This window comes from Photobacterium chitinilyticum (assembly GCF_004104355.1).
In the GTDB taxonomy this organism is placed as follows: domain Bacteria; phylum Pseudomonadota; class Gammaproteobacteria; order Enterobacterales; family Vibrionaceae; genus Photobacterium; species Photobacterium chitinilyticum.
The window spans coordinates 900727-913310 of the sequence record NZ_RJLM01000001.1; the positions used below are offsets into that span (position 1 = coordinate 900727).

A 12584-nucleotide genomic window follows, 5' to 3' on the forward strand; every position below is an offset into this window, starting at 1 on the left:
GATGAATAGATGGTTTTACCGAATTTGTACGGTGTTGCTCGCAAGTCTGCCCCTACCGGCAGCAGCTTCAGAGAGCCAGATTTTGCGCCATGTTGAAGCTCTTAGTCGGGATTACTACTACGTTCATATCGTAGATCCTGCCCAGCCTTTTCGTACTCAGGATATTGTTGGCGGTGAGCATGAGAACGAGTATTACATCCTAGGGTTTCATGGCGAAACATTCATTATATTCATCGAGTCTATAGAAGGTGAGGCCGGGTACTCTCTACGTGGAGAGGGCTATGATAGGCAAAGAGGGAAACTTGGCGATATGATAACAGTGAAGGATACCCACACTTGGATTAGTATTGGTGTGTCTGCGACGCCTTATGCCGAATACAACTTAACGGTAAAAAAATATGAACAATGAATTATCAGCCCAACAAAAAACAATCCGAGATCAGACTGAAGCGTTACTTGACTTATTACCGACTCTAAAAGCTGAACTTTACTTTGCTGGCTGTGATGAAAAATCTCGTATTTTAAAACGTATCGATAAGGTATGCAGTGAATTAAAACGATTACAAGAGTTACAGGCAAATAAGCCTGATATAGATGTCTATGATATTAATAATCCTGTTCACTTACTAAAGCACTATGAGTTTAGTGCGTCGATCTATCATTCGGATGAGATGGGGCATATTCAAGTTCAGGCTCTGGAAAGCAATCAGCTATATGCGTTGGAGGAGCTATTACAACGTATAGATGAAAACAAAGAGTGGGATGCCTGTTTTTTGATGTTCGAATCCCAACCCAGGCTTTGGTTGCTACGTTTTTCCGAACACCTTGAAAATACTGCGAATTATCATACAAACTGTCTAATAGAAATCAGTAACTTATTGACTGACAGAAGCGACTTAATTGCCTTGCTGCAAAATGCTGATAGGTGGCACTGGGATAGTTCAAATCGCCAAGCAATCCCTGTGTTGGTTAAAGACATTGAAGCTTTGCTACATCATCACTATTGTGATGAATTAGAAAGAGAAATTGATACCAGCATTTTGACGATGTTGAAAGATCGTTTAGATAGATTGTATATGAAGATAACGCCTTAATTATGCCTTTATGGAATTAACATTCGTGTTATTGTGACCTTTGTTGCTTATAATCTGGTTTTTGGTGTAGTAGTCTAAAGGAACGATATTGTTTTAGCAGGAAAATTACCTTGAACGACCTGAATTTAACAAGTATTGCTGCTCGTCACCTCTTAACCAGCCTCAACGATGGTGTACTCATTATTACCATGAATCGTCCTGAAAAATTAAATGGTTGGACGTTGGAAATGATGGATGCATTTAGTGAAGTATTCTCTAAAGTTAACACTAATGACTCTGTCAGGGCCGTCGTTTTTACGGGATCTGGGAAGTATTATTCCGCGGGAGTCAATCTAGGTGGCTCACTTAAGTTAATGCACCCTAAAAAGCTGCGCGAGTTAATTGTAAAAAACAATCAGGCGCTATTTGATACGTTCTTAAATTGTAGCAAGCCTCTACTCATTGCGGTGAATGGCCCGGCGATAGGTGCCAGCGTAACTTCCGCCACATTAGCAAGCAGCATCATCGCATCAGAAAATGCGACTTTTTCTACACCTTTTGCCGTCTTAGGTATAACTCCTGAAGGGTGCTCTAGTGTTCATTTTCCTCGATTAATGGGTGAAGATACCGCTCAGCGCATGTTAGGGGCTGAAGGCTGGAAACCTAACGCGAAAGAAGCGTTAGATGCTGGATTGGTTCAAAGGGTAGTGCCGCAACAACAATTAATGGAAGAAGCAGAACGTATTGCCCAAAGCTGGGTTGCTAACGAGGAACAACGTAAGTTTCTGGCCGGTAGTCAGCTGGAAGAGCTTAAAACAACTAACGCGCGAGAATCTGAACAGCTTGCAGACGCATTTTTAGGTGCGGCATTTTTAAAAGAACAATCGCGTTTTTTGTGGAGCAAAAAGAAGTATGCGCCATCGGCTTTGTTTTTTTCGTTATGGACGCTAAGACCACTTTGGTCACGCCTAATGTAGGTGCTACCGCAACTCTAAGTTATTCATTTTATTCATTTTTGTATGATTAATTGGGTTTGCATTAAGTTTGTATTCAACATGGTTGATATGATGTGAGCCTTAGTACGCTTGTACGAATGATTTAAGTGTAATAGAGAGGGAGTAACCATTATGCTGAAATTTGTTGCTGGTTTTGTGCATGTCTTGTTGTGGTTGAAAGTTGCTGTGTCTCCCATGTTAATTGGCGCTTTTGTTGGTGCACTTACCTGTGTTGTTTGGGATGAAGTTTCGCTGCCTATTATTGCTATCTGCACAGGGCTTGGCTTGATTGTGGGTATTGTTTGGGCTGAGAAAACACGTCGCACTATCGGGTTATCAAGTTTTCATGGTCGTCTTATCGGTCATCCTGAAATCGATGGTGCTAGTGGCATGAGCGATAGGAAAAACAGTGAGTAAACGAATTATAGACGTTGTCAGCTATGATCCGAAATGGGCAAAGCAGTTCGAATTAGAGTCGAAGGCAATTAAGGATGTGCTGGGTAATATTGCCGTGGATATCCACCATATAGGAAGTACGGCTGTACCGGGCTTAGCAGCCAAGCCTATTATTGATATTCTAGTCGAAGTCACTGATATAAATTTTGTAGATCTACTTACGTCAGAATTTATTTCGCTGGGGTATGAAGCAAAAGGTGAGTTCGGGATTTCTGAGCGCCGATTTTTCCAAAAGGGTGGTAACAATCGAACCCACCATATTCATGTTTTTAAAGCAGGTGATAATAATGGCGAATTACATATCACGTTTAGAGATTATTTGATTATGTACCCTGATATTGCTAAAGAGTACGGAGAGCTGAAGAAGCAAGCTGCACTTGAATGTAACAATGACATTGATCGTTATTGTTCAGGGAAAAATGACTTCATTAAATATCACTTGTGTGGTCAGTAGAAAGGCAAAGCCACCTTCAAGGAAGGCGGCTTATTACTATCAACTGGGCTTAGCTTTTTTTCCAAGGGCCTGACGTACCGCTGGTTTCAGGGTTGTCACCTTGTGTCCACCATTTTGCTTCATATGTTACGCCATTTACGACGACACGATCTCCTGTGTTATAGACCGCATTTGAATCCCAGTTATTACCGATAGGATCTGTTCCTGGATTGGTACCGGGATCTGTCGGCGGCATGATACCGACTACGCGAACTTGCGGCCAGTTAGCATGTGATTCATAGAAGTTGGTAACACACTTTTTATAGTCACCGGGAACAAGAGCAGAATAAGCGGTTTGATATCCAACCAGTTCACATTCGAATGACACACCTTCGGGACGCTCGGGGTAATATTTCCAGTTAGCCTCCCAGTTTGTATAAAGCACGTCTGTGGCACCATTTAGATTAAGGCCGCCGTAAGGGGTCTGTTGCCAGCAGGTATTAGTTTCATCGGCTTCAATAGGGATATTATAGTGAGCTGATAGGCCCTCCCAGTAGCGAATGCGGTTAACTGGTTGGCCTTTATATCTATTTTGTTCGCCACACTCGATGCCACCATTAATGATATTGATCGTGGTACCAAATCCGTAACCGATTCCAGCATCGATTTCACGCTGTGAGGGAGTCCAAGTGCGGTCAATTACGTGAAGCATTGCCGGCTTCGGTGCTTGAGGGGTGAGGAAGAACCAAATAGCTGATGCAAGGTTTAGCCATGTGTCAGCAACCAGAGCTGGATTATTTAACAGAACGGTTGCGTCACCATCATACATAACCTCGGAGAAGGGACCATAGTTGAAATGATAAGACAATTGCTTGGCCCCGCGGCCAAAGTAGCCCTGACCCGGCGAACATGGCCAACGTTTATTCTGCCAGTCATTTTGGCCACAGCCCGTCGTATACCCTGGCTGTCCCTCTGACCATCCCATTTCACGTACGTGCACTAGAGCCTGCTGCCATTCCTCCAGCCCCAGTGGATTATCCCAATAGTTGTCTTTAGAAATGTGGCCGCCCGTTTCTTGGGCAAAATGGGCAAACGCCGTGATAATTGATTTTTTACAAATCGCGTCGGAATTTCGCCCGTCGGTATACTCTCCGCAGAATGCAGGGAACTTGCCGATAGCACGTAAGAAGCGGGTATAGGTGTATTCAGGTGCAGCCATGTGGGTTAGGAAATCCCAGTCAGACTGTGAAAAGACACGTTCGACCCGCTTGACGTTGTCAGGATTGCTGGCAAGACCGGGTTCAATGGCTTCCACAATACTATTAGGACGTGTTGCGAGTGCTTTAGCCCAGACTTTGTACATTGGGTCTGCGGTTTTTGCTTCTTCTGCCGCTTTAACTTCAGCTGCAGAAATAACGTAACCCGTAGGATTTAGCGGATCGGGTTGGGGGGTCATTGCAAAGCTGCTCGCTGCAATGCTGCAGCCTATCAACGTTGATAGAAGCTTTAGTTTTAACATGTGAAACTCCTTGTAAGGAACAAATATAGGATTTGTTATTACTGGCCTTTTGGTTGAGCAGCTTGTATACCCTAGGAGAGGATGAGTTAGTGACACAGTAAACTAAGGATTAAGATGCTTCCTTTTTAATCATCATGTTCGCCTTTGGTAGAGAGACTGAAGATAATTAATTGGTTTCAGTCGAAGTTACCGTCTAACCAACGCAGTGGCATCACTATAGAATGTGAATTAGAATAAACTCAATACTGTATTATTTTGTTGAATTATCTGTGAGGGGTGGCTTTTGAAGTCTTTCCGTCTGTTAGGCGCGTGATTTTTGTTAGTGCTTAGGTGAATAGATTGCTTTGGTTGTTATATCCGCGACAAATTCCATAGAGAGAATCGTGTGCTTGTTTGAATATATGCGATGGATATCAAATGGAAAAATTACTAGTTGTATTGTTGTTAGCTGTGAATGTTATTTGGGTTCTATTTTTGTCGGGGTATAGATTAATGACAGCATACATACTCGTTACAAATAATTAGAGTAATCTCATGTAGGGTGGAAATATTGTTCAACACAGTGCTTGGCTATATTAAGCGGCATTACTTGAGAGGGGTTTAAACCTGACTTCTACAAATAACGCCGATGTGTTTTTTATTCTTTATTGAGTTATTTTCTGCTTAAGGAGGTTGTACTTCTCATGTTGTTGATCTTCTGCGGCACAAACACTCAAAAGATCGTCGATGAAATGATGAAATGCGCGATGTTCAATCTGTTTGACTTTCTCTTGCTGCTTTTCTGTCAGCATGTGGTACATCGTTGCAGCACCAAAGTCTCCGAAAATGATATTCGCATCTGCATCAAACAATGTGTTGTGTGCGTACAGGTCACCATGGCTCACTTGGTTTGAATGCAAGTGCGTAAATACGTTCTGCATTTGAGCCACGATTTTGTGGATCTCATCTATTGATAGCGTAAAGCCCGGAGGAAAGGTATCACGGGTACAACTATCCAAGCATGGCGGAAAACCTAAATTACTAAAATGAGAAGGGATCAACCCCATAATTAATGCTGAATACTCTTCTTCGTTAACTTGGGCCAAAGACTGTACCAGATTTGGATGACTGCCGACTTTCAAACACACTTGCAGTTCGTCCTCGGGATAGCCGTCACTGGTTACTTCACCCTTGAAGACTTTTACGGCAATATCATCAGGGAAGGTGGCTTGTTTCTGGTTCCAAGTTGCTTTGGAAATAACGCCCGATGCACCTTGCCCTAAAACGTCATGCAGTGTGAAGCTGGACGAAGCTACTTCCGGTACAGATTGAATGCTGAGATCTGATTGGCTGAACGGGTTACCTGAAAATGCCAGCCAGGAGAGCTTGGGCAGGCTAAGAAGCTGTTCCGGACATTCTGCTAATTGGTTGGCAGAGATACGTACCAACTCGAGAGCAGTCGACTGAGCTAGGGTTTGCGGTAGTTCTGTTAATCGGTTACCGGCTAATGCCAGTTTTTGTAGCCGCGGTCTTTCGCCCAATGTGTCGGGCAAAGTCTCGATCTGGTTATCCGTTAAGATGAGCCAGCGTAGTTTTGCCGGTAATGCGTCTGCCGGAACCTCGGTGATCTTGTTTGCTTTGAAACCGACCATTTCAAGGTTAGGGCATTTACCTAGCACCTCTGGTAGGGTCTCAAAAAGGTTGTTAGAGGCAAAAATTATGCGAAGCTTTTGAAGCTTGACGAGTTCGTCTGGCAGTGACGTTAGTTGATTACCGGATAAATCAAGAATTTCTAAGCTATCAGCCAAAGACAAAATTTCTTCTGGGAATGATGTTAGGTTTTCTGATATTTTTAAGTGCTGAGTGCCTGATAATTCACCAGATTTCAGCTGAGAGAGTGTATGCAAAATGATGGGCCGCGAATAAGTTGGATACAAAAACGGCCTGTAGTCTACAAGAAAGACGAGCAAATGGTAAGTTGGCGATGTGAATGTGCCATTAAACAATAAGAATAAGGATGTATTTATATATGCAGAGTGAAAGAATTAAACTGGTCGCTCCATCTATGGCGCAGGCACAGCCCATGCTTGAAGCCATTCGGGAAAGCCAAGATGAACTTAGCCAGTATTTGCCTTGGGTACCATATGCCTTAACTGAGCCCGAATCGATTAAAAATATGCAAGAAGCCATCGATAACTATGAGCGCTTTGAAGGAGAACTTCGGCTTTCCATTTTGCGTAGTAGTGATTCTAAGTTTCTTGGGGCTATAGGGTTAATAATTCGAGATAAATCTGTTCCTTTTTTTGAAATCGGATATTGGTTGAATTCAGCCGAAACCGGCAAGGGATACATAACTGAAGCTGTTTCATTGTTGGAAAGCTATGTGTTTACGGAGCTAAATGCACAACGTGTTGAAATACGGGCTGCCGATACCAATAGTAAAAGCCGTGCCGTTGCTGAAAGATGTGGTTACCAGCTAGATGCAACACTGGTCAACGACCGGAGGCTGCCTTCAGGTGAGTTATCTAGTACGGTGATTTACAGTAAGTTAAGCTTATAATTGCTTAGTAGAGGTAAATTGAGGTGTTGCTTTGATAAGTTTATTGATCTCGGAAATTTTAGCTTGAATGATAATTTGTTGCTTGTTAGATTGAGGCCATGAACTTAAATCCTTCGTTTCATCACATCTCAATTTCTTGGTGGCGCTCTATTCAATAGAGCGGCGCTGAATCATATTTATTCATAGCCGTCGGAAGACTGCCAATGAATAACGCAACTATGTCTCCGACGGTCAACTTAGGAGCCATATTATGCATAGTCAACTTCATCAAAACTCAAAATCTGATGCTCAGGCTGAAAAAATATTAACGGGTGACAGGGCAACAGGTCAGCTGCATTTAGGCCATTATGTCGGTTCTCTTCAGCAGAGGGCTAAGCTACAGCATCAGTATGAACAAACTATTTTGGTGGCCGATTTACAGGGACTAACAGACAATGGGAATAATCCACATAAGGTGTCGTCTAATATCTTGAATGTGGTTGCTGATTATCTTGCAGTTGGAATTGACCCTCTTAAAACAACGATTTGTTTACAATCAGCGATTCCTGCATTGGCTGAATTGACAATGTACTACTCAAACTTGGTTTCTGTGGCGAGATTGCAGCGAAATCCAACGGTGAAAAATGAAATTGCCAGCAAATCATTTGGGAGCTCGATTCCGACCGGTTTCTTGATGTACCCAATTAGCCAAGCGGCCGATATTACAGCATTCAAGGCTACACTCATCCCTGTCGGCGATGATCAGTTGCCGATGATTGAACAAACAAATGAGATTGTCAGAAAGCTAAATAGTATCGCGCAAGATGAAATATTAGTGGAATGTCGACCGTTATTAAGCAAAGTCCCTCGTCTGCCCAGTACTGATGGTAAAAGTAAGATGTCTAAATCGATGGGTAATTGCATTCTGCTGAGTTCAAGTGAAAAGGATATATCCAAAGCGGTAAAATCAATGTACACCGATCCTAATCATTTGAGAATTGAAGATCCTGGTCAAGTAGAGGGAAATATTGTTTTTACATACCTAGATGCTTTTCATTCAGACCTAAATTATGTTAATGATCTAAAACAGAAATATAAAGAAGGCGGGCTAGGGGACGGGACGACAAAAAAAATACTCGAGGAATGTTTGCAAGAAATTCTTCGGCCTGTGAGAGAGCGTAGAGAAACATTTATTTCTGATAAAGCGCAGTTAATCGAGATCCTACAAAAAGGCAGTGAGAAATCACAAGATGAGTCAAGTCAGGTGTTAAAAGACGTAAAAAATGCATTTGGCCTTAATTTATTTCAGTAAGGACAGCTTAGACCTCGCTTAGGCTTAGTTTGGACCTACTCGGATACAGTTTGAATTTTGCTTAGATATATCTTTGAGCATTACGTATTTTGTTCCTATCTCGGGTCGGAGGTAGGACTTTCGGGAATGGCAGTCGCCAAAGGAGTTATCAGTGCAAGATGAATATTTAGAATATTATGCAAATTATGATGAAGAGCAGCGTCTTACTAGTCAGAATATCACTCGAATCGAATTTGATACGACAATAGATCAACTGGCCGAATTCACCCAGCAAGCAAAGACGTTGACAGAATTAGGGGCGGCGACGGGGCGCTATTCACTCTATTATGCCAACCAAGGGCTAGATGTTACGGCCGTTGAGCTTGTTCCTGAGCTGGTGGAACAGCTTCGAGCAAATGCAAAACAACAAGCTACAAATCTATCGATACATGAGGCGAATGCAACGGCGGTTTCGTTTATTCCTGATCAGTCGCAGGATATCGTTCTAGTCCTTGGCCCGTTATATCACCTCCAGCAACAGTGCGATCGTGAGGCGGTACTGCGTGAAGCCAATAGGATTCTCAAGCCTAATGGGATATTGGCAATTGCTTATGTCAGCCGTTTCTTTGTCGCTGGTCTGCTTGCCAAGATGTCGCCAGTTCTTGTTACGCCAGATGTACTTGCAACACTGAATGAAACTGGGCTGATAACGGCACCCGAGGTTGATACGTTTTTCCGGACGGGGTATTTTTCCACTCCAGCAGAAATAGAGCGTTTAACGCAAAGCTGTGGCTTTGCTATGAAAAAGCATATTGCGACAGACGGTTTTGGCCGTTATATCGGAAAAGAGCTCAATGCGCTGACAGAAACTCAATATCAATCTTGGCTAAGTTACCATTTATCTGTTTGTCATGAGCCATCGCTGCTAGGTTCGAGCAATCACGGCTTGGTAATCGCGACGAAGTGCGCCTCTTGAGACTGCATGTGTCGTTATTCATCACCAAATAAAAATTCTTGATGGGTATCTGCCCATTGAGGGTATTGGGTCATGGCCTTTGAATAAATAGGATTTTGATAATGGGTGTTTAGCCAACGGTTCAGGTTTGAGTATGGTGTCTTTACAAACCATTTTCGATCAACACGCGAGAATTGGCGAATAAAAGGCAACAGCGCATAGTCAGCTAAGCTCGGGCTCGCACCCATTAAGTACTCTTGTTTGGCCAAACACTGTTCAAGTGGGGAAAGAAAACGCTCACATTGCTGACGATGACTAGTTTCTTCGGGGGCGTGATAGCGGGCTGCGGTTTTATACTTCTCCAGAGATTCGACAAACTCATTATCGTTGCGGTTTATCAGGGTTTGCATTGTAGGAAAAGCATCAGGGTGATTTTTAATAAGCAAGTTATTAGGATCACTTTGATTTAACGCCCAAATCATAATATCTACGCTTTCATCTATAACGTGTGAATCTTCGATCAGTAATATTGGTACCGTCCTTTTAGGGGAGACGGCCAATAACTCTTCGGGAATATTCTTCATTACAACGTCACGTAATAATACCGGCTGTTTGGCAAGCAATATGGCTATTCTTGCTCGCATGGCATAAGGGCAGCGTCGTAAAGAATAAAGTATTGGTAGTGACATTTGTCTTTCCTTGAAATTAGCCCATTGGATTCACTTTAAATCTTAGGTATCGAGGTAGCTTGAGTATAAATTTATAGTAGTGCGGATTGGATGCAGTGTGATCTTGAATGGTCGGATGAGTTGAACCATACTGGGTTAATTGATGCGACTTATTCTCAAGGATGAAAACACAGCGCATATGAAATTACACAAACTGGAAGGCTATATTCAGTCGATCTATTTAGCTGAATACCAAGACAAACTGCTGTTGCTCGACGGGTGTAGCCGTGCGGATATTCCACTGATTAAACATTATATTGTGGGTAAATTGCATCGTTGTTTTAACGATCTAGCACTGGTTGTTGTTACGCACATGCACCCGGATCATGCCGGGGCCGCAAATACCCTACGCTGTTTAACCGGTTGTAAAATCGCAATGGCGAATGTCCCAGGCCAATGGTACGCCGGCATTGACGGGAAGCTGATGCATTTTACCGATATGCTGTTGGCGAAATGGGTCGCAAAGCGTATGAGAAAACCTCGCCGGAATATCTGGTACTCAAGCAAGCTTGTACCTGACTACAGGTTAAATGATCGAGATCCGTTACCCGGATTTCCGGACTGGATGGCCCTTGATACTCAGGGACATACCGACCGAGATCTGTCTCTGCATCATTTACCCAGTGATTGTGTCTATGTTGCTGATTTGATGGTCAAAGTAAAAGGGCATTATATACCGCCGTTTCCCGTCTTCTATCCCAACAGATATCTTAAATCAGTCAAGAAGATCATCGCCTTATCACCTACCTCAATTATTCTTGCCCATGGCGGTGAAGTGTTTCCCTCGGATCGAGATTACAAGTATTTGCTGGACCGAGCCCCAAAAATTCCAATGACCCATTGGCGCTCTGTAAAGTCAAAGTTAAATAAAGCGCTAGGAAAAGCATCTTGAGGTAGTTTGGGCATGAATGGATTATATATTCTAATTTATTTTGTATTAAGCGCTCTCATTTTTGCTATTCCGTATCAAGATCTCATATAAGAAAGAAAGTGCATAATTTATGTGCTATTTGTTTAGTATCATACTTTCGATCATGAAATTATCTTTCTCATTATGCTAGTTTTTGCGGTGCATAATGTTGAAGGAGTATAATATGCAAGATGCAAACGCTAGGTTTCCTTTTACGGCCAGGATATTAATCCTCCGCCAATTCCTTTGGGGAGCCGCTTTTTATGGTACATATGTTTTATTGACGAAGTTTTTCCTGGTTGAGCTTAATTATAGTGAAGCTGACACTATCATGATGCTGGGTGCATTTGGTGCTGTAGGCCCTGTGTTTTCAGCCGTTGGGGGCTTTGTTGCTGACCGATATATCGGCTCATTCAGAGCGGTGTATATTGGCTATAGTGCCTATACTATCGGGTTCTTTATGCTCGGGTTGGGTGCTGCGCAAGTTAATATCCCGCTGAGTATTTTTTCTATCGCATTAATAGGTTATGCACGGGGACTATCAGCAACCTGTCCGACGGTATTGTTTGGTAACTCATATTCTGCGACAAACCGTGAGGCATTTCAGCAGGGCCTGACGATTAACTACTCGATTAACAATCTGGGATCGTTTTTATCGCAATACTTATTCCCATTCATGGTTGCGTATCTAGCTTACCAAGGTAACTTCTTCATTTCATCATTCTTGATGATGCTAACTCTGGTTCTATTTTTCACCTATCGGAAAAAGTTTGTTGCTGCAGGTAATGATTTAGATAAGCGCCCTGTAAGCATGAAGGTATGGGCGGGCTTTATTATTGGCTCTGCTGTTATGCTTCGATTGGTTTACTGGATCTTTGATAATTTAGAGGTAGGGAAGTATTTTCTCTATGCGCTAGGCGTGTTTGTCATTCTGTATTTCATTTTTGAAATAACAAGAGCAACCATCGCGTATAGATACAAAATGTGCTGTGTGTTGATCATGATTTTCATTTTCATGGTTTTTTACTTCTATTATGGTCAAATGCTTACCTCAATGAATATCTACGCCATTAATCTAATGGGTAGTGAGCTGATGGGATTCATTCCTATCCGTCCTGAATCAAATGTGGCGTTTAACCCATTATGGTGTTTTGTTCTGGGTGGTCCGGTTATCTATATATATGGCTGGCTAGAAAAGAAAGGGTACTCACCGACAATTCCAACTAAGTTCGTGGCCGCTTTTGGTCTTACCGCAATTTCGTTCGCATTATTGGGGTTATCAACTAGCTTTGTGGGCGAAGACGGTAAAATTTCAGCAGACTGGATTTTATGGGTGAATTTCTTCCAATCTTTTGCTGAGCTAATTGTCGGGGCACTTGGTGCCGGTTTCATTTTTGAAATGGTGCCGCGTTATCTGTCTGCATTTTCAATGGGGCTACGGGCTGTTGCCTTGTCACTAAGTGGTATTTTAGCGGCGGTAATCTCGACTAAGATAGCGTTGCCAAAAGATCAGGTATTGACGCCAGAAATTATCGAAGGTGTCTATGCCAGTTATTTCTATAATCTAGCGATTCTCGCGGTTGTAATGGCTGTTGTGACTTTGGTGCTATCTAAAGTTATCGCGAAACTGATCCGTAAGGGTGAAGAGCTGGAACAGCTAGAAGCTGGACAAGATGTAGCGACTGACCATTAACTTGTCAAAATAG

The 12584-nt window shown here is 42.7% G+C and carries 13 protein-coding genes; 10 read left to right on the plus strand and 3 right to left on the minus strand.

Annotated features, from left to right (window positions below; translation table 11 throughout):
* Position 1 precedes the first annotated feature (1 nt).
* The 5 genes from EDI28_RS03805 to EDI28_RS03825 all read left to right on the plus strand — a co-directional run bounded on the left by EDI28_RS03805 (position 2) and on the right by EDI28_RS03825 (position 2978).
* A complete protein-coding gene (locus tag EDI28_RS03805; RefSeq protein WP_128782485.1) occupies positions 2–409 on the plus strand; it encodes a hypothetical protein in 408 nt (135 codons plus the stop codon).
* Positions 399–1094 carry a hypothetical protein gene (locus tag EDI28_RS03810; protein ID WP_128782486.1) on the plus strand — a complete coding sequence of 232 codons (696 nt, stop codon included), beginning with the start codon at positions 399–401 and terminating at the stop codon, positions 1092–1094. Before EDI28_RS03805 ends, EDI28_RS03810 begins: the two co-directional genes overlap by 11 nt.
* Before the next feature lie 110 nt (positions 1095–1204).
* On the plus strand, positions 1205–2050 hold the full coding sequence (locus tag EDI28_RS03815) for an enoyl-CoA hydratase/isomerase family protein (RefSeq protein WP_128782487.1): 846 nt from the start codon (positions 1205–1207) through the stop codon (positions 2048–2050).
* Positions 2051–2200: 150 nt separating this feature from the next.
* Positions 2201–2485, plus strand: coding sequence for a hypothetical protein (locus tag EDI28_RS03820; RefSeq protein WP_128782488.1), 285 nt, complete (start codon positions 2201–2203; stop codon positions 2483–2485).
* Positions 2478–2978: a GrpB family protein gene (locus EDI28_RS03825; RefSeq protein WP_128782489.1), complete on the plus strand. Its 501-nt coding sequence runs from the start codon at positions 2478–2480 to the stop codon at positions 2976–2978. Before EDI28_RS03820 ends, EDI28_RS03825 begins: the two co-directional genes overlap by 8 nt.
* 49 nt (positions 2979–3027) lie before the next feature.
* Here EDI28_RS03825 and EDI28_RS03830 read toward each other — a convergent pair whose 3' ends face one another.
* Entirely contained in the window at positions 3028–4476 is a 1449-nt protein-coding gene (locus tag EDI28_RS03830; protein ID WP_128782490.1) for a chitinase, read from the minus strand.
* A 644-nt stretch (positions 4477–5120) separates the two neighbouring features.
* Positions 5121–6362 carry a leucine-rich repeat-containing protein kinase family protein gene (locus EDI28_RS03835; protein WP_128782491.1) on the minus strand — a complete coding sequence of 414 codons (1242 nt, stop codon included), beginning with the start codon at positions 6360–6362 and terminating at the stop codon, positions 5121–5123.
* 122 nt (positions 6363–6484) lie between these two features.
* Here EDI28_RS03835 and EDI28_RS03840 point away from each other — a divergent pair, with 122 nt between their 5' ends.
* The 3 genes from EDI28_RS03840 to EDI28_RS03850 all read left to right on the plus strand — a co-directional run bounded on the left by EDI28_RS03840 (position 6485) and on the right by EDI28_RS03850 (position 9261).
* Positions 6485–7015 (plus strand): GNAT family N-acetyltransferase, encoded by a 531-nt coding sequence (locus tag EDI28_RS03840; RefSeq protein ID WP_128782492.1) that lies wholly within the window; start codon positions 6485–6487, stop codon positions 7013–7015.
* A gap of 250 nt (positions 7016–7265) precedes the next feature.
* Positions 7266–8306: a tryptophan--tRNA ligase gene (gene trpS / locus EDI28_RS03845; protein ID WP_128782493.1), complete on the plus strand. Its 1041-nt coding sequence runs from the start codon at positions 7266–7268 to the stop codon at positions 8304–8306.
* A 151-nt stretch (positions 8307–8457) separates the two neighbouring features.
* Positions 8458–9261 (plus strand): class I SAM-dependent methyltransferase, encoded by an 804-nt coding sequence (locus EDI28_RS03850; protein ID WP_128782494.1) that lies wholly within the window; start codon positions 8458–8460, stop codon positions 9259–9261.
* A gap of 14 nt (positions 9262–9275) precedes the next feature.
* Here the strand turns inward: EDI28_RS03850 and EDI28_RS03855 are convergent, their stop codons facing one another.
* Entirely contained in the window at positions 9276–9929 is a 654-nt protein-coding gene (locus EDI28_RS03855; protein ID WP_128782495.1) for a glutathione S-transferase, read from the minus strand.
* A gap of 178 nt (positions 9930–10107) precedes the next feature.
* Here EDI28_RS03855 and EDI28_RS03860 point away from each other — a divergent pair, with 178 nt between their 5' ends.
* Positions 10108–10860: an MBL fold metallo-hydrolase gene (locus EDI28_RS03860; protein WP_128782496.1), complete on the plus strand. Its 753-nt coding sequence runs from the start codon at positions 10108–10110 to the stop codon at positions 10858–10860.
* 202 nt (positions 10861–11062) lie between these two features.
* Positions 11063–12571, plus strand: a complete 1509-nt coding sequence (locus EDI28_RS03865) for a peptide MFS transporter (protein ID WP_128782497.1) — start codon at positions 11063–11065, stop codon at positions 12569–12571.
* The last annotated feature ends 13 nt before the right edge of the window (positions 12572–12584 follow it).